General features: G+C 67.5%; 22 protein-coding genes. 10 read left to right on the forward strand and 12 right to left on the reverse strand.

All coding sequences use genetic code 11. From position 1 onward, the window contains the following. The first annotated feature begins 250 nt into the window (after positions 1-250). Positions 251-1,063: a metallophosphoesterase family protein gene (locus tag FHP25_RS38185; RefSeq protein WP_147852257.1), complete on the forward strand. Its 813-nt coding sequence runs from the start codon at positions 251-253 to the stop codon at positions 1,061-1,063. 51 nt (positions 1,064-1,114) lie between these two features. Continuing rightward, positions 1,115-2,068, forward strand: a complete 954-nt coding sequence (locus FHP25_RS38190) for a UDP-glucuronic acid decarboxylase family protein (protein WP_147852258.1) — start codon at positions 1,115-1,117, stop codon at positions 2,066-2,068. A 132-nt stretch (positions 2,069-2,200) separates the two neighbouring features. Here the strand turns inward: FHP25_RS38190 and FHP25_RS38195 are convergent, their stop codons facing one another. From FHP25_RS38195 to FHP25_RS38220, 6 genes are all read right to left on the reverse strand, one after another. Further along, complete coding sequence (locus FHP25_RS38195; RefSeq protein ID WP_147852259.1) at positions 2,201-3,172, reverse strand: phosphoribosylaminoimidazolesuccinocarboxamide synthase; 972 nt, start codon at positions 3,170-3,172, stop codon at positions 2,201-2,203. 40 nt (positions 3,173-3,212) lie between these two features. Next, entirely contained in the window at positions 3,213-4,058 is an 846-nt protein-coding gene (locus tag FHP25_RS38200) for a VOC family protein (protein WP_147852260.1), read from the reverse strand. Positions 4,059-4,183: 125 nt separating this feature from the next. Beyond that, positions 4,184-5,629: a mannose-1-phosphate guanylyltransferase/mannose-6-phosphate isomerase gene (locus tag FHP25_RS38205; RefSeq protein WP_147852261.1), complete on the reverse strand. Its 1,446-nt coding sequence runs from the start codon at positions 5,627-5,629 to the stop codon at positions 4,184-4,186. A gap of 7 nt (positions 5,630-5,636) precedes the next feature. Beyond that, the gene (locus FHP25_RS38210; RefSeq protein ID WP_147852262.1) at positions 5,637-6,662 is read right to left on the reverse strand and encodes an NAD-dependent epimerase/dehydratase family protein; all 1,026 of its coding nucleotides are present in this window, start codon (positions 6,660-6,662) and stop codon (positions 5,637-5,639) included. 128 nt (positions 6,663-6,790) lie between these two features. Continuing rightward, positions 6,791-7,996, reverse strand: coding sequence for a glycosyltransferase family 4 protein (locus FHP25_RS38215; protein ID WP_147852263.1), 1,206 nt, complete (start codon positions 7,994-7,996; stop codon positions 6,791-6,793). Positions 7,997-8,098: 102 nt separating this feature from the next. Then, positions 8,099-9,517 carry an undecaprenyl-phosphate glucose phosphotransferase gene (locus tag FHP25_RS38220; RefSeq protein ID WP_147852264.1) on the reverse strand — a complete coding sequence of 473 codons (1,419 nt, stop codon included), beginning with the start codon at positions 9,515-9,517 and terminating at the stop codon, positions 8,099-8,101. A gap of 325 nt (positions 9,518-9,842) precedes the next feature. Between FHP25_RS38220 and FHP25_RS38225 the strand changes: the two genes are divergently transcribed. From FHP25_RS38225 to FHP25_RS38240, 4 genes are all read left to right on the forward strand, one after another. Further along, positions 9,843-10,628 (forward strand): glycosyltransferase family 2 protein, encoded by a 786-nt coding sequence (locus tag FHP25_RS38225; protein WP_147852265.1) that lies wholly within the window; start codon positions 9,843-9,845, stop codon positions 10,626-10,628. 10 nt (positions 10,629-10,638) lie between these two features. After that, complete coding sequence (locus FHP25_RS38230) at positions 10,639-12,399, forward strand: carbamoyltransferase family protein (RefSeq protein ID WP_147852266.1); 1,761 nt, start codon at positions 10,639-10,641, stop codon at positions 12,397-12,399. Positions 12,400-12,504: 105 nt separating this feature from the next. Continuing rightward, positions 12,505-13,185 (forward strand): DUF502 domain-containing protein, encoded by a 681-nt coding sequence (locus tag FHP25_RS38235; protein ID WP_147852267.1) that lies wholly within the window; start codon positions 12,505-12,507, stop codon positions 13,183-13,185. Positions 13,186-13,200: 15 nt separating this feature from the next. Continuing rightward, positions 13,201-13,557 (forward strand): DUF4286 family protein, encoded by a 357-nt coding sequence (locus FHP25_RS38240; RefSeq protein ID WP_147852268.1) that lies wholly within the window; start codon positions 13,201-13,203, stop codon positions 13,555-13,557. Positions 13,558-13,595: 38 nt separating this feature from the next. Here the strand turns inward: FHP25_RS38240 and dapA are convergent, their stop codons facing one another. Then, positions 13,596-14,489, reverse strand: a complete 894-nt coding sequence (gene dapA, locus FHP25_RS38245) for a 4-hydroxy-tetrahydrodipicolinate synthase (RefSeq protein ID WP_147852269.1) — start codon at positions 14,487-14,489, stop codon at positions 13,596-13,598. A 310-nt stretch (positions 14,490-14,799) separates the two neighbouring features. Between dapA and FHP25_RS38250 the strand changes: the two genes are divergently transcribed. Beyond that, positions 14,800-17,052 carry a xanthine dehydrogenase family protein molybdopterin-binding subunit gene (locus FHP25_RS38250; RefSeq protein ID WP_147852270.1) on the forward strand — a complete coding sequence of 751 codons (2,253 nt, stop codon included), beginning with the start codon at positions 14,800-14,802 and terminating at the stop codon, positions 17,050-17,052. Positions 17,053-17,109: 57 nt separating this feature from the next. On the opposite strand, the gene FHP25_RS38255 is transcribed toward FHP25_RS38250, so the two are convergent. After that, complete coding sequence (locus FHP25_RS38255; RefSeq protein ID WP_178134100.1) at positions 17,110-17,892, reverse strand: EipB family protein; 783 nt, start codon at positions 17,890-17,892, stop codon at positions 17,110-17,112. Between the two features lie 115 nt (positions 17,893-18,007). On the opposite strand from FHP25_RS38255, the gene FHP25_RS38260 reads away from it, so the two are divergent. The 3 genes from FHP25_RS38260 (at position 18,008) to FHP25_RS38270 (ending at position 19,240) form a co-directional block, all read left to right on the forward strand. After that, positions 18,008-18,469 carry a L,D-transpeptidase family protein gene (locus FHP25_RS38260; protein ID WP_231712630.1) on the forward strand — a complete coding sequence of 154 codons (462 nt, stop codon included), beginning with the start codon at positions 18,008-18,010 and terminating at the stop codon, positions 18,467-18,469. A gap of 129 nt (positions 18,470-18,598) precedes the next feature. After that, positions 18,599-18,841, forward strand: a complete 243-nt coding sequence (locus FHP25_RS38265) for a YMGG-like glycine zipper-containing protein (protein ID WP_231712629.1) — start codon at positions 18,599-18,601, stop codon at positions 18,839-18,841. Positions 18,842-18,856: 15 nt separating this feature from the next. Then, complete coding sequence (locus tag FHP25_RS38270) at positions 18,857-19,240, forward strand: BON domain-containing protein (RefSeq protein WP_147852272.1); 384 nt, start codon at positions 18,857-18,859, stop codon at positions 19,238-19,240. A gap of 135 nt (positions 19,241-19,375) precedes the next feature. Here the strand turns inward: FHP25_RS38270 and FHP25_RS38275 are convergent, their stop codons facing one another. The 4 genes from FHP25_RS38275 to FHP25_RS38290 form a co-directional block, all read right to left on the reverse strand. After that, positions 19,376-19,702: an AtuA-related protein gene (locus tag FHP25_RS38275; protein ID WP_178134101.1), complete on the reverse strand. Its 327-nt coding sequence runs from the start codon at positions 19,700-19,702 to the stop codon at positions 19,376-19,378. Then, positions 19,699-21,036, reverse strand: coding sequence for an acyclic terpene utilization AtuA family protein (locus tag FHP25_RS38280; protein ID WP_147852273.1), 1,338 nt, complete (start codon positions 21,034-21,036; stop codon positions 19,699-19,701). Before FHP25_RS38280 ends, FHP25_RS38275 begins: the two co-directional genes overlap by 4 nt. A gap of 328 nt (positions 21,037-21,364) precedes the next feature. Continuing rightward, positions 21,365-21,781: a VOC family protein gene (locus FHP25_RS38285; RefSeq protein WP_147852274.1), complete on the reverse strand. Its 417-nt coding sequence runs from the start codon at positions 21,779-21,781 to the stop codon at positions 21,365-21,367. Between the two features lie 16 nt (positions 21,782-21,797). Next, complete coding sequence (locus FHP25_RS38290; protein ID WP_178134102.1) at positions 21,798-22,745, reverse strand: nucleoside hydrolase; 948 nt, start codon at positions 22,743-22,745, stop codon at positions 21,798-21,800. Between the last annotated feature and the right edge of the window lie 6 nt (positions 22,746-22,751).

The raw sequence follows: 22,751 nt of genomic DNA on the forward strand, positions 1-22,751 counted from the left end.
GCAAAAAATCGGTCTGACGATCAACTTGGCGGAAATTACTCATCACAACCACGCCGGCTCGAGCCAATATCAACCCTCGATAATGAATCTCATTCCAGCTCTCGGCTCAAGTCCGACAGGCTGCTAGCAGCGGCAAAAGCCGCCTGCCACGGCCGCGCCGGTGTCGAATTGGACCGAATATGGCGCGATCACAGGTGGTTGGCGGCAAGTCCTGATGGCAACCGGGGCGCTTCGCGGGTACATTCGGCAGATGTTGCACAGACTGTTCGGCGGCCGAAGCAAGCCCGCGGCGCAGGGAGCGGCCCGCCGGGCCGTGGCGCCGGAGGGGTGCCGCCTGTATGTCATCGGCGATGTCCATGGCCGGCTCGACCTGCTGACCGCCTTGCATGCCCGCATCGCGGCGGACCGGCAGGCGCGGCCGCACGAGGGCGAGGACAAGATCGTCTATCTCGGCGATTACATCGACCGGGGTCCGTATAGCCGCGAGGTCATCGACTACCTGCTGAGCGACCCGCTGCCCGGCTGCGCCGCCGTGCACCTGATGGGCAACCACGAAGAGGCGATGCTGCGGTTCCTGGATGACGTCGAGGTCGGGCCGGCCTGGGTGGGCTTCGGCGGCGAGGCGACGCTGTTGAGCTACGGCGTGCGCCGGGCGCCGAACATGATCGGCCGCCGTCGCTTCGAGGATATGCGCCTGCAGCTCGTCGAGAAGGCGCCGCAGCGCCATGTCGCGTTCCTGCGTGGCCTGCGCCCCTCGTTCGAGGCCGGGGACTATCTCTTCGTCCATGCCGGCATCCGGCCCGGCATTGCCATCGCCGACCAGAAGCCGCAGGACCTGCTATGGATTCGCGGCGCGTTCCTGTCGAGCGATGCCGACCACGGCAAGGTCGTCGTGCATGGCCACACGCCGACGGAAGCGCCGCAGGTGCTGCCCAACCGCATCGGCATCGACACCGGTGCCTTCGCCAGCGGCGTGCTGACCTGCCTTGTCCTTGGAGGCGGTGACCGTCGTTTCTTGTCCACGGGGGCGGCCGATTGGTCGGGATTGCTCGCCGCCCAGTAGGATACCCATCCTTTCCCATTCACCTTTCTCGATGACCTTGCGTGAGGATTCATGCCCAAACGGATTCTGGTGACCGGCGGCGCTGGCTTTCTTGGCTCGCACCTGTGCGAGCGGCTGCTGAACGACGGCCATGACGTGCTGTGCGTCGACAACTACTTCACCGGCACCAAGCGCAATCTCGTGCCGCTGCTGGACCACCCGCATTTCGAGGTGATGCGCCATGACGTGACGTTTTCGCTCTACGTCGAGGTCGATGAGATCTACAACCTCGCCTGTCCGGCCTCGCCGATCCACTACCAGCATGATCCGGTGCAGACGACGAAGACGAGCGTGCACGGCGCCATCAACATGCTGGGGCTGGCCAAACGCACGCGGGCCAAGATCTTCCAGTCGTCGACCAGCGAGGTGTACGGCGATCCCGATATTCACCCGCAGCCCGAGAGCTATCGCGGCAACGTCAATCCGATCGGCCCGCGCGCCTGCTACGACGAGGGCAAGCGCTGCGCCGAGACCTTGTTCTTCGACTATCACCGCCAGCACAAGCTGCGCATCCGCGTGGCGCGCATCTTCAACACCTATGGCCCGCGCATGCACCCCAACGACGGGCGCGTGGTGTCCAATTTCATCGTCCAGGCACTGAAGAACCAGCCGATCACCATCTATGGCGACGGCAAGCAGACGCGCTCGTTCTGCTATGTCGATGACCTGATCGAAGGCTTCGTGCGCCTGATGGATGCGCCTGACTCGGTGACGGGACCGATCAATCTCGGCAATCCCGGCGAGTTCACCATCCGTGAGCTCGCCGAGAAGGTGATCAAGCTCACCAACTCCAAGTCCAAGCTGATCAAGAAGCCGCTGCCGGTCGACGACCCGCTGCAGCGCCAGCCCGATATCCGGCTGGCCAAGAAGGTCCTGAAATGGCAGCCCAAGGTGAAGCTGGACGAGGGCCTGGGCAAGACCATCGCCTATTTCGACCACCTGCTGTCGGCGGGCGTCCCGTACTGAGGTGCAGCCCTAAGAAGGGCTTGAGCCCAGGCAATCAGGACTGTCATCCCGAGCGCAGCGAGGGATCTCCTGCGCGGGACGCAGGGTGCGCCGTTCGCGGGAGATCCCTCGCTGCGCTTGGGATGACAGCATTCAGAGATAGGCCGCCAGATTGCGCCGGATGCGATCGAGGATCGGCTCGGTCGTCGCCGGCGGCTCGAACGCCAAGCCGGTGATCGTTTCGAAGGCCCGGACATAGACCAGCGCGGTATCGAGCACGACCTCGGCGGGGATCTCCGGGATCGGATCCTTGTAGGGGTCGCAGCGGCTGGCGACCCAGTTGCGAACGAAATCCTTGTCGAAGCTCTCCGGACGCGCGCCACGCTCGAAGCGCTCGGCATAGCTTTGCTGCAGCCAGTAGCGGCTGCTGTCGGATGTGTGGATCTCGTCGGCCAGCACGATGCGCCCATCGGCATCGAGACCGAATTCGTACTTGGTGTCGACCAGGATCAGGCCGCGCGTCGCGGCGAGCGCCTGGCCTCGCGCGAACAGCGCCAGGGCATAGTCGCACACGCCCTGCCACACCTTGGCCGGGAGCACGCCGCGGTCGACGATTTCGGCCGGCGTCAGCGGCTCGTCATGCCCGCCATCGGCCGCCTTGGTCGTCGGTGTGATGATCGGATGCGGTAGGCGCTGGTTCTCGCGCAGGCCTTCCGGTAGGCGAACGCCGTACATCTGGCGCTGCCCGGCCTTGTACATCGTCAGGATGGACGTCGCGGTGGTGCCGGCCAGGTAGCTGCGCACGACGATCTCCACCGGCAGCACGTCGAGCCGCCGCCCCACCACCACATTGGGATCGGGATAGTCCAGCACATGGTTGGGACAGATGTCGCGCGTCGCCTCGAACCAGTAGCGCGCCGTCTGGGTCAGCACCTGTCCCTTGAACGGGATTGCCGCGAGGATGCGGTCGAAGGCGCTCAGGCGGTCGGTGGTGATAAGGATGCGGCGCCCGTCCGGCAGATCATAGTTGTCGCGCACCTTGCCGCGGTAGTGCCGAGGCAGCTCCGCGATGGTGGCGTCGTGGAGAACCTGGTGTGCGTGCGCCTTGAGCGCGGTCACGTCCATGGGCTGGGTCCTGAAGGGGAGCTCGCCCCTTGCACCTAGACTACCGCGGCGCTGCCGTCGAGCCGATCACCAGGGTCGGCACGCGGGCCCGATTGTCGCGGACGGTGAAGACGCGGGTGCCGGGCCGGCGGCCGGGACGGATATCGGAGACCGCGATCCCGGCCTGCGCCAGCTGCGCCTGCGCCGCCCCGATATCGGCAGCCCGCCATGCCAGGCCCCACAGCATGTCCGGGTCGTCGGACGCGCGGGTGGCGAGGAAGTGGGAGATTTCGACGATGACATCGGCGCAGCGGAAATAGAGCAGGCGCAGGCCCCAGTCGGCACTGGTGAGGTCAAGCCGCAGATCCAGGGATAATCGCCCACCATAAAGCGCCACCGCCCGTTCCGGATTCTGGCTGTGGATGACCATGTGGTCCAGACGGCCGATCGCGGCGCTGCCGCCGTCCATGCCGGCACCGGGCTGTGTCCGTTCGGCCAGGGCCAGCCGGACGCCATGCGTGGCCTGCGGGGACAGCCATGCCGCCGCGACGGCGAGGGCTTCGCCGGTGGCGCGATGGACCAGGTTCAGCGTGGTCGTGTCCGATACCGGCAGGCCGCGGCGGCCGGCGATGCGCTGCGCCGCGTCGAGGCTGGTGACGGCAAATACCGCGCCAGCCAGCCCTTCGCCGGCGACATTCAGGCGATCCTCGATCCAATCGGCCATCGTGCCGGAACCCGCGGGCGCGACGATGACCAGGGACACATTGGCGAGCGGGAACCAGGCATACGCCAAGCCGTCGCCATTTCCCTGCCAATCGCAACGCCGCCCGAGCAATGTCTCGTAAGCGCCGACCGCGGCATCGAGATCCCGGGTCGCCAGGACGACATGATCAAGCCCGTGGATCATAGGCAATCACATAAGCGCCTGTCGCTATCCCGAGCATGTGTGACGCAATCCTTCCCTCGAAGGCAGGGCGATCGCATACGTACGCCTCGATGCCGTCTCCTCTGCCCGCTGCCGCGGGGTGCGCTTCAGTTGCGGCCGTAATTGTCCTCGAAGCGCACGATGTCGTCCTCGCCGAGATAGCTGCCCGATTGCACCTCGATCAGGTGCAGCGGCTCTTCGCCCGGATTTTCCAGCCGGTGCCGTATGCCCAGCGGGATATACGTCGACTGGTTCTCGTAGAGCTCGAACATGTCGTTGCCGCGCGTCACGCGCGCAACGCCACGCACGATCACCCAGTGCTCGGCGCGCTTGTGGTGCTTCTGCAGGCTGAGCGCCCGGCCCGGCAGCACGGAGATGTGCTTCACCTGGTGGCGGTCGCCGGCGTCGATGGTCTCGTAGTAGCCCCAGGGCCGGAACACCTTCAGATGCGTCGAGGATTCGCTGCGGCCGGCGGCCTTCAGCTTCTCGACGATCCGCTTGACGTCCTGGCTGCGGTCGCGTCGGGCCACCAGCATGGCGTCGGTCGTGGCCACGATCACGAGGTCCTCGACACCCAGGGTTGCGACCATCACGCCGCTTTCGGCGTGCACGTAGCATCCGCGCATGTCGTCGGCGAGCACATCGCCGATGGCGACGTTGCCATTGTCATCGCGCGGCGACTCCATGAGCAGCGCTTCCCATGAGCCGACGTCGCTCCAGCCCATGTCGACCGGCACGATGGCGGCGTGCGCAGTGTGCTCCATGACGGCATAGTCGATGGACTTGTTGGGCGAGCGCGCGAACGCCGCCGCATCGAGGCGGATGAAGTCGAGGTCGCGCTTGGCGGCCTGGAAGGCGGCCGCGCAGGCCTCCAGCATCGCGGGCTCGAGCCGCTTCAGCTCCGCCAAATAGAGGTCCGACCGCATCAGGAAGATGCCGCCGTTCCAGCAGTAGCCGCCCTGGTCCAGGAACTGCTGCGCGCGGGCGGCATCCGGCTTCTCCACGAAGCGCGCTACGGCATGCACGTCTGGCACGCCGGCCAGAGGCTGGCCGACCTGGATGTAGCCGTAGCCTGTTTCCGGCGCGTTGGGCTTGATGCCGAAGGTGACGAAGCTGCCGGCTGTCGTCGCAGCCAGGCCGCTGCGCACCGCGGCCTGGAACAGATCCGGCCGGCGGATGGAATGGTCGGACGGCAGCACCAGGATCGGCCGCTGCGGGTCCGCGGCGCCGGCCATCAGGGCGCCGACGGCGACGGCTGGGGCGGTGTTGCGGGCTGCCGGCTCGAGCACGATTCCGGCCGGCTCGATCCCGATCTGCCGCAGCTGCTCGGCCACGATGAAGCGGTGCTCGGCGTTGCATACCACCATCGGCGGCAGGAACTGGCTGCGGTCGGCAACGCGCGCGGCGGTCTGCTGCAGCAATGTCCGCTCGCCCGTGAGCGGCAGGAACTGCTTGGGATAGGCTTCTCGCGAGAGCGGCCACAGCCGCGTGCCGGAACCTCCCGACAGGATGATCGGCTGGATCAGGCTGCTCGGGGCGACGCTGTCGGCCATTGCCACCTCAACCCGCCGAGGCCAGGCGCGGGGCGCGGTTGACCAGCGAATCGCGCCCCGACACCATCTCGTCGTGGATCCAGCGATAGGTCTTTTCCATGCCGTCTTCCAGGCGTACCGCTGGTGCCCAGCCCATCACCTTCTTGATGAGCGCGTTGTCGCTGTTGCGGCCACGCACGCCCTTGGGCGCGTCGAGCTTGTAGCGCCGCGTGAGCTTCACGCCGGCGATCTTCTCGACGATGTCGACCAGGCGGTTGATGCTGACCAGCTCGTCGCTGCCGATGTTGATGGGCTCGACGAAGTCGCCGGCCAGCAGCCGCGTGGTGCCGATCAGGCAGTCGTCGATGTACATGAACGACCGCGTCTGCTCGCCGTCGCCCCAGATCTCGATCTCGTGGCGGCCCGACATCTTGGCCTCGATCACCTTGCGGCAGATCGCGGCCGGCGCCTTCTCGCGGCCGCCGTCATAGGTGCCGTGCGGGCCATAGACGTTATGGTAGCGCCCGACCCGGGTCCGAAGTCCGTAGTCCTCGCGGAAATGCCGGCACATGCGCTCGCTGAACAGCTTTTCCCACCCGTACCCGTCCTCGGGCATGGCAGGATAGGCATCCTCTTCCTTCAATGCCGTGACATTGACGTCGGTCTGCTTGTCGGCGGCGTAGACGCAGGCCGAGGAGGAGAAGAAGAACCGCTCGGCGCCGCAGTCCTTGGCCGCCATCAGCATGTGCGTGTTGATCAGCACCGACAGCATGCATTCGGCCTTGTGGGTCTCGATGAAGCCCATGCCGCCCATGTCGGCAGCCAGATTATAGATCTGGCGCGCATCACGGCTGCTGCGGTAGGCGTTGCTGCGCTCGCTCACGTCGAGCGATAGCGACTCCACGCCGGGATGGGTCTGGTACCATTCCTCCAGGGGCTTGCTGTCGACGGCACGGATGCGCGTGTGGCCCAGCGTCTGCTGGAGGTATCCGACCAAATGCCCGCCGATGAATCCCCCGGCACCCGTGACGACAACCAGATCATCGTTGGACATTGCGAACCCACTAAGGAAATGCGTCAAGAAGGAGCCGGATTATATAGGCTTTTCAGGTATTTGCGAGGAGATTGCGCGGCGCTTGCATGGCCGCAGGCGCAGAATTTGGTCCGATCCGCAGCAACCTGTCAGCGGTGGCCGCCATGGGCGGCTTTCAGCACGGCTTCGAAGCGTTCGGCGATCCGCCGCACGTCGAACGTACGCTCGGCATAGGCCCGGCCATTGCCGCCCAGGGTAGCGCGGCGTGTCGGGTCGGCGATCAACGTCCGCGCCGCGGCGACGAAACCTTCGGTATCGGCCGGCGCCACCACCATTCCCGCCTCCTGGCGTTGAATCGTGCGGGCCGCCAGGTTCTCGCCGGGCATTGCGGTCAGCAACGGCTTGCCGGCGCAGAGATAGGTGAGGACCTTGGACGGCACGGAATAGATGCCGGCCTCCGGCTCCAGGATGGCGAGCAGCACGTCGGCCGCGCCCAGCACCTCGGGCAGGCGATCGAACGGCTGGAAGGGCAGCAGCATGAGGTTGTCCAGGCCGCTCTCAACTTTGCGCTCGGCCAGCCAGGAGGCGCCCAGCCCCTCCGAGACGACGACCACCGCGACACTGGGGTTGTCGCGATGCGCCTCGGCGATCGCGAGCAGGAGGCCGGGATTGTGCTTGAGGCCCAGCGTGCCCGAGTAGAGCAGCACCGTCTTGTCGTGCAGGCCGTGCTGACGGGCGAAGGCGTTGTCCTTGGAGCGCAACGGCAGCTCGTCCAGCGGCGACCAGTTCTCGATCACGGTGATGCGGTCGGCGGCCACGCCCCAGGCCTGCAGCAGGGGGCCGAAATCGTCGGTGATCGGGACGACCTGGTTGCTGCGGCGCAGCAGCCCGCCCTCCAGGCGGCGATAGTGCCAGGCGACGGGCTTGCCCAGGGGGCCCAGGCGCTGCCCCAGGATGCGCGCCACGGCTTCGGCGTAGATGTCCTGCACCCAGAATACGAAGCCGACACCTTGCGCCCGGCACCAGCGCTGCGGTGCGACCAGCGAATCGGGCGGTGTGTTGCTCATCAAGGCCACGTCGGGCGCGAACGCCGCAAGCTCCTGCCGCAGAAGGGCACCATAGCGACGTTCCTGCCGCAGGCGCTTGATGTAGCTGTACTTGGCGAACGGCTCGCCCGGGTCGATGGCCGCGACCTCGAAGGTGTCCGGGTCGCCTGGCTGGCGCTCGAGGGCGCCATGCGGTGTCTGGAAGACGGCCGAGAAGAGGTGGCGTACCTGATGCCCCCGCCGCGCCAGCTCGCGGGCGAGCTGGACCTGGAACGGATGGCCGGAATTGTCGTGCAGGAGGATGCGCATGCCCAAGGAACAACCGGACTCGATCTTGGCCCAGGCCCGGGCCACCGACAAGCGGCCCGGCGGGCGGCCCGCCTCATAGCAGAAGTGTGGGCCGATGAGTACTTAGTAGGCGTTCTTGCCGCGCAGGACGGTGAGAACCGTCATCAGCACGATCTTGATGTCGAGCAATAGCGACCAGTTCTCGATGTAGTAGAGGTCGTGATCGACGCGCCGCTTGATCTTCTCGATCGTGTCGGTCTCGCCGCGCCAGCCGTTGACCTGCGCCCAGCCCGTGAGTCCGGGCTTGACCCTATGGCGCCCGGCATATTCGGCGACCGCCTCCTCGAACAGGACGTTCTCGGCGCGGGTGCCGATCGGGTGCGGCCGGGGCCCCACCACCGACATCACGCCCGAGAGCACGTTGAAGATCTGCGGCAGCTCGTCGATCGACGTGCGCCGGATGAAGCGTCCGACGCGGGTGACGCGCGGGTCGTTCTGGACCGCCTGCCGCATCGTGCCGTCGCCGCAGGCGTCGACATACATGCTGCGGAACTTCCAGACACTGATCTTCTGGTTGTTGAAGCCGTACCGTGTCTGGCGGAAGAGGATCGGGCCCTTGCTGTCGAGCTTGATGGCGATGGCCGTCGCCAGCATCACTGGCGAGAAAGCTGCCAGCATCAGCAGGCCCAGCACGATGTCCTCGACCCGCTTCAGCAGCAGCTTCTCGGCCGACAGCGGCCGGTCGAACACATTCAGGACCGGGACCGACCCCAGCACGCTGTAGGAGCAATGCGCCAGGCGGAAGCCGATCATATCGGGCGCCAGGCGAATATCGATCGGCAGCTCCCACAGCGTCTTCAGGACCTTCATGACACGCAACTCGGCCGCCCACGGCAGCGCCACCACGATCTGGTCGAGCGGATAGTGGCGGGCGTAGTCGATCAGGTCGTCGATCGTGCCCCGCACCGGGATGCCCTCGATGGGATCGAGCGGCCGCGAGGCGCGCTCATCCCAGATTCCGACAATGCGCCATTCGGTGGCCGCCTGCTGCCGCAGATGCTCGATCAGGCGGCGTCCGTGCGGACCGGCGCCGACGATGGCGACGTTGCGGGTCAGCCTGCCGGTCTCGATCCAGCGGCTGAGCAGGCCGAACACGACGAAGCGGACGACAATGAAGGCACCGAGGCTCCAGAAGTACCAGAGGATCGCCCAGCCGCGTGGGAAGTTGTTGGAGACCTTGGCCGCGAAGGCAGCCAGCAGCAGCGCCGCCACGACGCCGGTCCATCCCAGGACGATACGCCCCGTCTGGCCGGGCACGTTGGATAGGCTGCTGATGGTGTAGAGGTCCAGCGCCCCGAACACGTTGCCGACCAGCAGCGCGCTGGCGGCCATGGCCAGCAGATACTGGCTGTCGAATGTCGTGAAGTGCTCCGGCAGCCAGGACGTGATCGCAGCCCAGGCGACGACGGCAGGGATCACCATGTCGATCAGCCTGACGGACCACAGCAGCTTCTTTTCCACCAGTACCTTGGAGCGATCCATGGTGGCTTACCTTGAGGACAGCGACGCAGTTTCCCGGCCCGGCTGCCCCAGCGCAGACGGAGGAACGCGATCAAGAACATTGGTTGATCTGCACGGGTGTATAGACGGCTTTGGTAAGCACGTCAATTCTCTTGAGCTGAAGTTACATATAAACTTTCAATTTATCTTGCGTTATTTCAATATGTTACGTGGTGGATCTCCAATTCGGATGAGGTTGAGCCTGGGCTCGTTTTGGTCCAAATCGGCGTGAACACTTGATCAGAACCAGATTGCGGCAACGTTCCGCGCGCAATCATGATAAGGCCGTTTCAGCCGAGAAGACCCGATGCTGGACCAGATCACACCCGTCATCCTCACCTACAACGAGGCGCCCAACATCGGTCGCAACCTCGAGCAGCTGGCTTGGGCGAGGGAGGTCGTGGTCGTCGATAGCGGCAGCGACGACGACACCGCCGGGATCGTCGGGCGGTTCCCCAATGCGCGGCTGGTCGTGCGGCCATTCGACAGCCACGCGCAGCAGTGGACGTTCGCCGTGCAGCAGACCGGCATCGCCACGCCCTGGGTGCTGCGCCTCGACGCCGACTACATCGTGCCCGAGGCCACGATCCGCGAGATTGCGGCCATTGTGCCGGGGGCGCAGATCGGCGGCTACCGCGCTGCTTTCGACTATTGCATCGACGGTCGGCGGCTGCGCGGGTCGCTCTATCCCAAGGCCCCGATCCTGTTCCGGCGCGACCGGGTGACGTTCGTGCAGGACGGGCACACCGAGAAGGCGCGAGTGGACGGCGTGCTGGGCATGCTGGCCGGCCGGGTCGACCATGACGACCGCAAGCGCCTCGACCGCTGGCTGGTGTCGCAGTTCCGTTACCAGAGCCGCGAGGCCGACAAGCTTACCTCCACGCCCTGGTCCCAGCTCTCGTGGGGCGACCGGGTACGGTTGACGCGCGTGCTGGGGCCGCCCCTGGTGCTGCTCTATTGCCTGTTCGGCCGCGGGCTGATCCTCGATGGCTGGCCCGGCTGGGTCTACGCGTTCCAACGCATGACCGCCGACCTCATCCTTTCCATGCTATTGATCCAGCGCGATCTTGCGGGCGGATCGACCAAGCCGTAAGGCGCTGTCCATGACCTATATTCTTGGCCTCAACGCGTTCCACGCCGATTCGGCGGCATGCCTGGTGAAGGACGGCACGCTCGTCGCCGCTGCGGAGGAGGAACGCTTCCGACGCATCAAGCACTGGGGCGGCTTCCCCAGCGAGGCGATCCGCTACTGCCTGAAGGAAGCCGGCATCGGGCTCGACGCGGTGGCGCATGTCGCGATCAACCGCGACAGCCGCGCCAATCTGTGGCGCAAGATCGCCTATGTCGTGGCCAAGCGGCCCAGCGTCGACCTGGTGATGAGCCGGGTGCGCAACCGGCAGCAATGGGCCGACGTGCGGACCCAGCTCACGGAAACGCTGCCCGAGATGCGCTTCAACGGCGAGGTGCACCAGGTCGAGCACCACCTCAGCCATCTCGCCTCGGCCTTCCTGGTGTCGCCTTTCGACAAGGCCGTGGCCGTGTCGGTCGACGGTTTCGGCGACTTCGCCAGTGCTTCCTGGGGCATCGGCGACGGCAACAGCATCACGATCGATGGCCGCGTGCATTTTCCGCATTCGCTCGGAATCTTCTACGAGGGCGTGACGCAGTTCATCGGCTTCCCGCATTACGGCGACGAGTACAAGGTGATGGGGCTCGCACCCTACGGTGAGCCGGCCTATGCCAAGCAGATGGAGCAGCTCGTGCGGCTGCGGGATGACGGCACGTTCGCGCTCGATCTGCGCTACTACACCCACGCCAAGGAGGGTTCGAAGTACGAGGTGCGCGACGGCACGCCCTCGGGCGGCCGCATCTGGTCGCCGGCGATGGTCGAGCTGCTGGGGCCGGCGCGCGGCAAGGACGAGCCGCTGGAGCAGCGCCACAAGGATATCGCGCGCTCGGCGCAGGGCATGTACGAGAACGCCTTCTTCAACCTCCTGGGCGCGCTGCATCGCAAGTATGGCCTGGACGCGGTCGTGCTGTCCGGCGGCTGCGCCTACAATTCGGTGGCCAACGGCAAGATCTACGAGCGCTCGCCGTTCAAGCATTGCTACATCCAGTCGGCGGGCGGCGACGCCGGCGGCGCCATCGGCGCGGCCTTCCAGGTCTGGCACACCCTGCCCGAGGGCAGCGCCGCCAAGCGCCATTTCGTGATGGACCATGCCTATTGGGGGCCGTCGGCGACCGCCGGCGAGGTCTCGATCGCCATCGCCGCGCGCCAGGCCGATATCGACGCGGCCAATTGCAATGTCGAGACGATCACCGACGAGGCCGTGCTGTGCGAGCGCACGGCGGCGGCGATCGCCGAGGGAAAGGTCATCGGCTGGTTCCAGGGCCGGCTGGAGTGGGGGCCGCGGGCGCTGGGCAACCGCTCGATCCTGGCCGACCCGCGTCGCGCCGACATGAAGGACATCCTGAACCTCAAGATCAAGCGCCGTGAGTCGTTCCGTCCGTTCGCGCCATCGATCCTGCGCGAGGCGGTACCTGACTGGTTCGAGACCGACGACGATGTGCCGTTCATGATGCAGGTGTTCCGCATCCGGCCGGCGCGCCGGGCCTCGATCCCGGCGGTGGCGCATGTCGACGGCACCGGCCGCCTGCAGACCGTGACGCAGACCGGCAATCCCCGCTACCACCGGCTGATCTCGGCATTCGGCGTGCTCACCGGTGTGCCGATCGTGCTCAACACCAGCTTCAACGAGAACGAGCCCGTGGTCTGCAAGCCTGAGGAGGCGCTGGACTGCTTCCTGCGCACCCGCATGGACGTGCTGGTGCTGGGCGACATCATGATCACCCGCCGCGACTGAGGCGCTTTCACTTCAACCGCCACCCCGACGCGGCGCGGCTCTCCATCCCGGCGCTGTCCTCAGGCATAGTGCGCCGGCAAGGCACACGGCGCTCGGGAGTTGGCGATGGCGAGGTTCCTGTCCAATCAGCTTCGCGTCCTGCTGGCTGGCCTGCTGGCCATCCTGCCGCTGATCCTCACGATCGGCGGCACGGTGTGGGTCGGGACCTTGCTGTTCCAGTGGGCCGGGCCGGGCAGCGCCTTCGGCAACATCATGGCCGGGATCGGGCTTGCGTTCGTGCCCAGCCCCACCGCGGCCTATCTCATCGGCTTCCTGGTGATCCTCCTGTGCCTCTATGTCTTCGGCCTCGTCGTGAGCTCGCAGGTCAAGAGCGGCGTCGTGGCGTTCATCGGCCGGATCATGGAGCGCGCGCCGTTGATCGGGGCCGTCTACGGCCTGCTCAGCCGCTTCCTCGGCGCGTTCGGCAAGCAGGGCTCGACCGACATCAACGCCATGGCGCCGGTGTGGTGCTTCTTCGGCGGCAAGGGCGGCGTGGCGGTGCTGGCGCTGCTGTCGGCGCCCGAGGCGGTCGTGGTGGGCGGCCAGCCCTACCTCGCGGTGCTGGTGCCTACGGCGCCGGTGCCGTTCGGCGGCGGATTGCTGTTCGTCCCGGCCCAATGGGTGACGCCGGCGGCGATCGGCGCCGAGGCGTTGACCAGCATCTATGTGTCGATGGGCATGACGGCGCCGCAATTCCTTGAGCCGCACGCCGCGCCCGACACCGGACAGATCCACGCCAAGACGTGATGGAGGAGAATCGTCGTGAGCAGCTTCCCTACCTGCCTGTTCATCGTCACCGTCGAGGTCGACGCCGCCGTCGAGGCCGACTGGAACCGCTGGTACGACGACGTTCACTTGCCCGAGGCGCTGGCCTGCCCGGGCGTGCTTTACGGCCGCCGCTACGCTGCGGCGGCGGACGGCACGGAGATGGACCGTGGCGTGCGCCGCGCGGCGGCGCGCAGGGTCTACACCACGGTCTATGCCTTGTCCGGCCCCGAGGCGCTGCGCACTCCCGAGTTCGAGGCGATGCGCGGCTGGGACCGGTTCGCGCCGCACGTCGTGTCGCGCTCTCAGGTCTTCACGGCGACCGGCGGCGCGGGTGATCCCGCGCCGGCCTGATCGTATCGCTCATGCCGCAGCCGGGTCCCGACGCGGGCCTAGGCCGCGAGGCTGGTGCGGCGCGCGATCTCCGCGTCGATGCGGGCTGCCAGGCCGGCGCTGATCTCGGTCATCGGCAGCCGCACCTCGGGGCTGTGCAGCAGCCCGGCGCGCCACAGCCAGTGCTTGATCGGCGCCGGGCTGGGCTCGGCGAACAGCAGGCGCGGCAGGTCGACAAGGTCGCGCCACACGGCCAGGGCGGCGCTGTGGTTGCCGCCGCGCACGGCATTGTGCACGCGCGCGAAGAGCCGTGTCTCGACATGCGCCGAGGCCAGGATGCCGCCGTCGGCGCCGTGGGTCAGGGCGTTGTAGAACAATGCATCCTCGCCGGTCAGCACGGAGAACCCGGACGGCCGCGCGCGCAGCAGGTCGAAGGACTGCGCCGCCTCGGCGCAGCAATCCTTGAGGCCGACGATATTGGGCAGCGCCGCCAGCCGCAGCAGCGTCTCGTTGCCCATGTTGACGCCGGTGCGATAGGGGATGTTGTAGATCAGGATCGGCTTGTCGCTGTCACGGGCGAGGGTCGCGAAGTGGCGGAACAGGCCTTCCTGCGATGGACGTGTGTAGTAGGGGCAGGCAATGAGGTAGCTCCCTACCGGCCACGCCGCGGTGAGTTCCAGAGCCTTGCCCAGCTTGCGCGTGTCGCTGCCCGACAGGCCCAGGCAGATCGGCAGCTTGCCCGCCAGCTCGGCCGCCACCACCTGCACCAGCCGTGCGGTCTCCTCGTCGTCCAGGGTGAGGCCTTCGCCGGTGGTGGCCGCCAGGATCAGCCCGTCGATCGGCTGCGCTGCATAGTGGCGCACCAGGCGCCGCAATGAGGCCTCGTCGAGGTCGCCGTCGCGGAATGGTGTCACCAGCGGCAGCCAGATGCCTTGCGGATATCGGATCGTCATGTCGGTGCTCTCTTCGGTGGTGCCGGAGGTGCAGGGCCGACAAAAACAAAGACCCCGTCCGATCCGGCGGGGTCCTGCGGTGCTTGCGATACGCGCTGTTCAGCGTAGGCGCAGTTGGGCGGCCCCGGGAATGGGGGCTTTTTTCGACTCCAAGCTGATCGCGACGCGCATGGCCGCAACATGGCGTGCCCCGATCCGGCTGTCAACGCAGCTATCGTCGTCCTTGGCATGACGTCAGCGTCATTCCTGCGGACGGCCCGACGCGGCTTTGCTAGGCTGCAGCCGCAGGCACGCCCACGGAGGAGCAACCATGCGGCTCAGCCGGCGCAAGCTGGTCATCGGCGGGGTTCTCGGCGGCGGCGCGCTGATCGTCGGCTACTGGTTTGCCCATGAGCGCGATCGGCTCGGTGGCAGGACATTGTTTCCCGCCCGCCAGGGTGAGGTCGGGCTCAACGGCTGGGTCAAGCTGGCAGGCGATGGCCGCGTTGTCGTCGCCGTGCCGCGCGCCGAGATGGGGCAGGGCGTCCATACGGCGCTGGCGCAGCTCGTGGCCGAGGAGATGGATGCGCGGTGGTCGGATGTGCGGGTCGAGACGCCGCCCGAAAGCAGCGTCTATCGCAATGTCGAGATCCTGCTGGACGGTCTGCCGTTCTCGCCGGAGCAGACCGGCATGGTGGTCGACGGGGCGCGCTGGGCGGTCGGCAAGGTGATGGGCGTGCTCGGCGTGGCTGCCACCGGCGGCAGCACGTCGGTGCGCGATGCTTGGCATCCCATGCGCCTGGCCGGGGCCTCGGCGCGCGAGCTGCTGCTGCGTGCCGCCGCACGCAAGTCGGGGCTGCCGCAGAGCGAGCTGAAGACCGCCGACGGCGAGGTGCGCGGCCGTGGCGGGCTTATTGTCGCGCGCTTCGGCGAGCTGGTCGATGCCCTGGGCGATCTCGCGCCGCTTGCGGACGTGCCGCTCAAGAGGCCGGCCAACTTCACCATCATCGGCACGCCGGCATCGCGGCTCGACCTCGACGACAAGGTCACCGGCCGCGCGGTTTTCGGCATCGATGTCCGGCCACCCGGCCTGCTTTTTGCCGCGGTGAGGAATTGTCCCACCTTCGGCGGCAACCTGAAGCAGGCCACGCCACCGGCCGGCGGGCTGCCGCCCGGCATCCGCAAGATCGTTCCGTTGCCGACAGCCGTTGCCGTGGTCGCTGACAATTGGTGGCGGGCGCAGAAATTCCTCGAGGCGGGGCTCGATATCGCCTGGGACGAGGGACCGAACGCCGCGCTTTCCAGCGACTCGCTCTGGCGCGCGTACGAGACCCTGGCGGCGACGGGCGATCGCAAGGAATCGCGGGTCAGCGGCGATGCTGCGTTGCTGACGCGCCCTGGCCGGCGCATCGAGGCCGTCTACCGCGCGCCCTATCTGGCGCATGCCACCATGGAGCCGATGAACTGCACGGCGCGCCTGGACGACGCCGGGCTGACCCTGTGGATGCCCAGCCAGTCGTCGTCGCTGATGCGCTATGTCGCCGCCCGTGAAGCCGATCTGCCGCAGGACAAGGTCACCGTCCACACCACGTTCCTGGGCGGCGGCTTCGGCCGGCGCGCCGAGGTCGACCTCGTGAAGCAGGCGGTGGCCGTGGCCAAGGCGATGCGCGGCACGCCGGTGCAGGTGCTGTGGTCGCGCGAGGAGGACATGGCCCATGATTTCTATCGTCCGATGGCGCTGGCGCGCCTGTCGGCGGTGCTGCCGCCCGATGGCGCGGCTGCGGCGCAAGATGCCATCGCCTGGGATGCGGTGCTGGTGGGCCAATCGGCGGGCAGCCAGTACACGAGCCGGCTGCTGGGCATAGCCGAGCCGGGCGATCCCGACCCCAACAGCATCGAGAACCTGCCCTACGGCCTGGGCTTTCACCGGCTGTCGACCATCGTGCCCAGGGGGCCGGTGCCGGTCGGCTTCTGGCGCTCGGTCGGGCACTCGCACACCGCCTTCTTCGACGAGTGCTTCGTCGATGAGATCGCTCACGCCCTGGGCAAGGATCCGCTTACGCTGCGTCGTGACCTGCTGCGCGACAAGCCGCGCCACCGCAAGGTGCTCGATGCGGCCGCGCGCGGCGCCAATTGGGGGACGGCACTGCCGGCCGGCAGCGGCCGCGGCGTCGCGTTGCGGGTCTCCTTCGGCTCGATCGTGGCGCAGGTCGCCGAGGTCGTGGTCGAGAGCGGCGCGATCCGCGTCAAGCGCGTGGTCTGCGCGATCGACTGCGGCCCGGTCGTGAACCCCGATATCGTGCGCGCGCAGATGGAAGGCGGCATCGTCTACGGCCTGACGGCGGCGCTCCACGGCGAGATCACGATCAGCAAAGGCCGGGTGGAGCAGCACCAGTTCGACGACTACCCGGTGCTGCGCATCGACGGCATGCCGGCGATCGAGACCATGATCGTGCACAGCGACGATGCGCCCCTGGGCGGAGTCGGCGAGCCGGGCACACCGCCGATCGCGCCAGCCGTCGCCAACGCCGTCTTCGCCGCCACCGGCCAGCGGCTGCGCAGCCTGCCCCTGAAGCTGGCGTGACGCGAGGGTTCAGCCCGGCGGCGTGCCCGACTTGATGGTCGCGAAGGCCGCCAGCGCTCACGATGTCGGGCAATCGGGGCGCGGCAGGGGCTTGAAGCTGACGAGATCGACGCTGGCCGCGAGCAAGCCGGTGTTGATCGTCAGCCGGTCCAGCACGCCGCCTTCGTGCAACAGCAGGGTGACGGTGAAGAGTGGCCGGGCGTTGGCGCCGGTGCGACTGAAGCGGATCTCCACCGGCCATGTCGTGCCCTCGGGCAGCCTGGCGCCATCGGGTCGGGCCGGGCGCAGGGTGTCGGCGGGCGCCACGCCGCCGTCGACCTGCAGGGCATCGCTGGTCAGCTCCGCGTCGTACAGCATGAAGCTGAAGCTCGTGTCGCCCCGCTTGAGGGCGTCGATGACGAAGGCGAACGCCGATACCGGCAGCACGACGCCGGCCGGCAGGGTGAAGCTGAGGGGACGCGACGGCAGGATGAGGTCGGCGCGCGTTCCGTTCTGGGCTACCGATACCCGGCCGGCAATGGTCTGCTCGGCGCCGTTCTGCACACGGCGCAGCTGATAGTCGAAGAGGGTGCCGTCACGTTCGACGCCGCGCAGCTCCGACTCGGAGGTCAGCCGCAGGCTGGCGGAAAACCCGATCTCGGTGCGCACGTCGCGCTCCAGCCGCCACACGCCACAGTCCTTGCCCAGAAGCTGCCGCGCCGTGCCCACGGACGGCGCCGACGGCGAGGTCCCCAGCCTCACGACATAGCTCGCCTCGTGCGGCAGCAGATCGGCCGCCGATACGGGCTGCGGGGCGAGCAGCGCGGCGGCAAGGCCGGCAAGAGCGAGGGCGCGGAGCATGCCTGCACGGTGGTGGGATGGAGGCGGCGTGTCGAGCACGGTCGAAATCAGCATGGCGCCCATTGTGGGCGATCCTGTGGCCAGGGTGAAAGCGCGGCGATATGAAGGCAGGAACATGCCACGTCCCGTTCCCGATCCCGCACCGGCTGGCCGCCAGGCCGACCTGGTCGAGGTCCGCAAGGCCGAGCGCCGCCTGACGCTCAGCCGCGGCGGCCGGGTGCTGCGTGTCTATCGCGTGGCATTGGGGTTCGCGCCTGTGGGCCACAAGCAGCAGGAGGGCGATGGCCGCACCCCCGAGGGAGCCTACACCATCGACTGGCGCAACCCGCGCAGCCGCTTTCACCTCTCCTTGCATGTTTCGTATCCCGGGTCCGCAGATCGCGCGCAAGCCCAGGCCGCGGGAGTCGATCCCGGTGGCGATATCATGATCCACGGCCAGCCCAACGAGCACGGCTGGCTGGCCTGGTGGCGGCAGCGGCGGGACTGGACGGCCGGATGCATCGCCGTGACGAACGCCCAGATGCGTGAGATCTGGTCGCTGGTGCCCGACGGCACACTCATCATCATTTCGCCCTGAGCCGCCACAGGCTTGCCATCATTGGGACGCGTCGCGGCCCCGCATCTTCTTGAAAGGGCCCGTGTGGGGACGGTCCGCGCAACCATTGCGTACCGGTCTGCGTAACCCCGGCATGTCAAGGAGAGACCCATGATGACCAAGAAAAGCTTAGCTGTGCTGCCGTTCGTAGCCCTGCTCGCGGCCGGCTGTGGTGACACCTGGGGTAAGCGCGCGGTGACCGGCGGCGCGATCGGTGCCGGCTCGGGCGCCGTCGTCGGTGCCGCGACGGGCATGGGCCCGTTGACGGGTGCGGTGGTCGGCGGCGCAGTGGGTGCTGGCGTCGGTGCCGCCACGACACCGTCGCGGCGCGACTATAATCGCTATGGCTACTAACCGCTGGACGCGGTCATGCGCGGTGGCTGCGAACTCGATTTGCCCGCAGCCGTCGAGCGCCATCCCATCACAAGGGAGGTTTCCGTGCCGCTCATTTCTCCATCCATCCGTCTGCTGGCGGCTCTGACGCTGGCGGTGCCCATCGCAGCTTGTGATGTGCTCCAGGGCCGGCAGGATGTCGCGGAGTACGCCGACGATTCTGTGATCACCAACAACATCCGCGCCAAGTACATCGATGACCCCTCCGTTCACTTCGGCGATGTCGGCGTCACAACGCTGAACGGCAATGTCAGGCTGAGCGGGCGTGTCAACTCGGACCGTGAGCGTCTGCGCGCGGCCCAGGTCGCCCGCAGTGTGAAGGGTGTGCGCAGCGTCGACAATGAGATCATCGTACGCTAGCGGCGGTAGACGAAATCCGCCGTGAGGTCCATCAGCCGGGGCCAGGCGACCCCGAGATGCCGATCCGAATGCGGCCGTGCCTGCCCATGACCGCTTCCGGCAGCAAAACGGTCATGCTGGCCGGCGGCTCCGCCGTCAGGTGGTCTCGAGTTCGAACTCGAGGCCGAGGATCAGGTAGCTGAACGACTTGCCGTGCGAATCGAGGTTGAGCGACGTGTTCACGCCGCCTTCCAGCGCATTGTGCAGGACAAAGTTCAGGCCGTGCAGGTGGTCGATCTCGTAGCGCACCACCTCGCCGCGCAGCAGCTTGGGATAGGCATCCTTGAGCCGCTGCGCGGTGAGCTGGGCCTTGAGCAGCGGATAGTCCTTGGGATCGTAGGCCCACACCGAGATGCTGGAGATGTCGCCCTTGTCGCCGGCGCGGGCATGGGCGATGTCGTGAACCTTCAGGCGCTCGGTCATGCCGTGAACATCCGCATGGTTGGCCGCACCTGGTCACGTCCGACCAGGGTGGAGTGGGTGACGACGCAGGGCGTGATCGATCCTCGGTAGCCGCCGCCGCCGGCTGGTCCGCAGCAGAGCAGGGACTCGACCTCCCACATCATCGTGTCGATGTCGTCGCGCCGGCGCGAGCGCATCGCCACGCGCAGCCGCACATCCTCGCTGTCGGTGGCCGGCATGTGCGCCGTGCCGTGCAGCGAATTGATGCCGATCATGTCGATGCGCAGGTCGCCTTGCAGGGCGTTGTTGCGCGACAGGCGCTGCCACACCACCTCGCCGGCCAGGCGTGCGCGCGCCTGCGCATTGGGGCCGGCGTAGCTGACGCCGGCTTCGGCAAGGAAGCCACCATCGAAGCCGATGGTGACCTTCAGCTTGTCCGGGCGCTTGTGGCCGTCACCGCCGGCGACCTGGATACGGTCCGGCTCGATCTGCTCGACGGCCACGCGCGAGAAGTCGGCAGTGACGTCGGGCGTCAGGTAGCTGGCGGGATCGTGCACCTCATAGAGCAGCTGCTCCTTGACGGTCGCGGTCGTGACGCAGCCGCCGGTGTCGGGCAGCTTGGTGATCGTGCAGCTGCCGTCGAAGCCGACCTCGGCGATGGGGAAGCCGCAATCCGCCAGATTGGGCACGTCCTTGAAGCCGGGATCGGCGAAGTAGCCGCCGGTGACCTGCATGCCGCATTCCAGCAGATGGCCGACCACGGTTCCGCGGCCGAGGAGCTGCCAGTCGTCGAGGCCCCAGCCGAAACGATAGGCCAGCGGCGCGAGGAACAGCGAGGGATCGGCGACCCGGCCGGCGATGATGATGTCGGCGCCGGCCTTCAATGCCGGCATCAGGGCATCGGCCCCGAGATAGGCGTTGGCCCCGACCATCGACAGTCCGACATCGCGGATGGTGCCGGCGCGGTCATGCAGCGGTGTGGCGGGGTTGAGCTGCCGCGTCACGTCATCGCCTTCGATGCACGCCACCTTCATGCCGGCCAACCCCAGCTCGCGGGCGATGCCCACCGTGAGCTGCGCTGCGGCCAGCGGGTTGGCGGCGCCCATGTTGGTGACCACCACCGTGCCGTTCTTGCGGCAGGCGGCCAACACGCCGCGCATGCGCTGGGCCAGGTGCGGATTGTAGCCCTTGGACCCATCGAGCATGCGGTCGCGGTGGCCGAACGCCATTGTCCGCTCGCCCAGGCATTCGAACACGAGATAGTCGAGCGCGCCGCGCTGCGCCAGGTCGATGGCCGGATCGAGGCGGTCGGATGAGAAGCCGGCGCCGCAGCCGATGCGCACCGAGCGTCTCATGGCGCGCACCAGGGCGCAGGCGGGCAGCCCACCGGAGGCCGGGTGGCATGGGATGGATACGACCTGGAACGCACGGACACTCAGGATCCCCCAACGGCAGCATGATTATGGGTCGGCGCATGCAACATGGCATGCGCGTTGGTGGGTATGCGGCCAAGTCAATGTGGCCGCATTTTGACGCACAAGGTGCGTCTGCGATGTTCCTGCACGGCAACGCAGCGACGCCGCACGGAATCCATGGTCGGTACACAATCACGCCCGTCGTGTCGAGCCTCGGGCGCGGCTGCCTCAGGACTGCCACGCCGCGCGGCGAAGCGGCAGCGTCGCGCTATCCGCCGGCGGAGCCTTGCACCTGCCGCTGCGCCGGGCTCGTGGCCGGACCCTTGAGCTCGATCTGGTTGCCCTCGGGGTCGTCGAAATAGATCGACGGCCCGTCACCTTCCGCACCATAGCGTTGCACGACATCGCCCGGCGCGATGCCGAACGGCTGCAGCGCGCTGCGGATTTTGGCGAGGTCGAACGGGTCGATGCGAAAGCAGAGATGGTCCATGTTGGCGCCGTCGCGCGGCGAGTCGCTCTTGATCAGGTCGAGCAGCGAGTCGCCGGCGCGCAGCTGCACGAGCTGCAGCCGCTCGAGCCGCCGCTCGACGTTGCAGCCCAGCGCCCGCTGGTAGAAGTCGATCATGCGATCCAGGTCGCGCACGCGCAGCACGACATGGTCGATACGCTGGATGCTGAACGTCATGACGGTGGCCCGGTGTTCAAGGGTAGGTCAGGATCGTCTCGATCACGCGATTGATCAAGAGACGGCTGTCGGCTTCCAGCGCCACGTGTGCGTTGCAGGTCTTGGCGAGCCGCGCCGGCAGCGTCGTGCCGGGATGCAGCGACCGCAGGTCGCAGACCGTCATGCCGCGCGTGGCGGCGCCGGTCAGCTCGACCTGCACGAATGTTTCGCCGTACCGGATCAGCTCCGGAAAGACGTAGGGGATGATGGCGCAGACATCGTGCATGGGCGCAAGGTCGAGACGGAAGGCCTCGCGCTGCCGCTCGAGGTAGAAGGCCAGCAGGTCGGCGATCACGGCAGCGACGCGCCGGCCGCTGCCGCGCAACCGCGCGACGTCCGCCGCCGCGAAGCCGGTGCGGCGGGTGACATTGAGGCCGACCATCCGGATCGGGATGCCGCTGGCGAAGACCGCTGCCGCGGCCTCCGGATCACCATAGATGTTGAACTCGGCCGCCGGCGTGACGTTGCCCGTGGTGGTCGAGCCGCCCATGACCGTGATCTCGCGCAGCCAGCCGGCCAGCCGCGGCTCGCGGCGCAGCGCCATCGCCAGGTTGGTCTGCGGGCCGATCACGGCGAGCACCAGCTCGCCGCGATGCCGCTCGGCCTGATCGATGATGAAATCGACAGCGTGCGCCGCCACCGGCTGCCGCGTCGGCTGGGGCAGGGTGGCACCGTCGAGCCCACTGCTGCCGTGGATATGCTCGGCATGCGTGGCGCTGCCCACCAGCGGCCCGGCACAGCCACGCGCCACGGCTGTTTCAAGTCCCGCCAGCTCGAGCAGCGCCAGTGCATTGCGCGTGGTGTTGTCCAGCGTGCTGTTGCCGTGGACCGTGGTGATGCCCACGAGCTCCAGATGCCGCGCCGCGAACAGCAGGGCCACCGCATCGTCGTGGCCGGGATCACAATCGATGAGGACCTTGGTCATGGCGCC

This window comes from Vineibacter terrae, assembly GCF_008039615.1.
GTDB classification, from domain to species: domain Bacteria; phylum Pseudomonadota; class Alphaproteobacteria; order Reyranellales; family Reyranellaceae; genus Vineibacter; species Vineibacter terrae.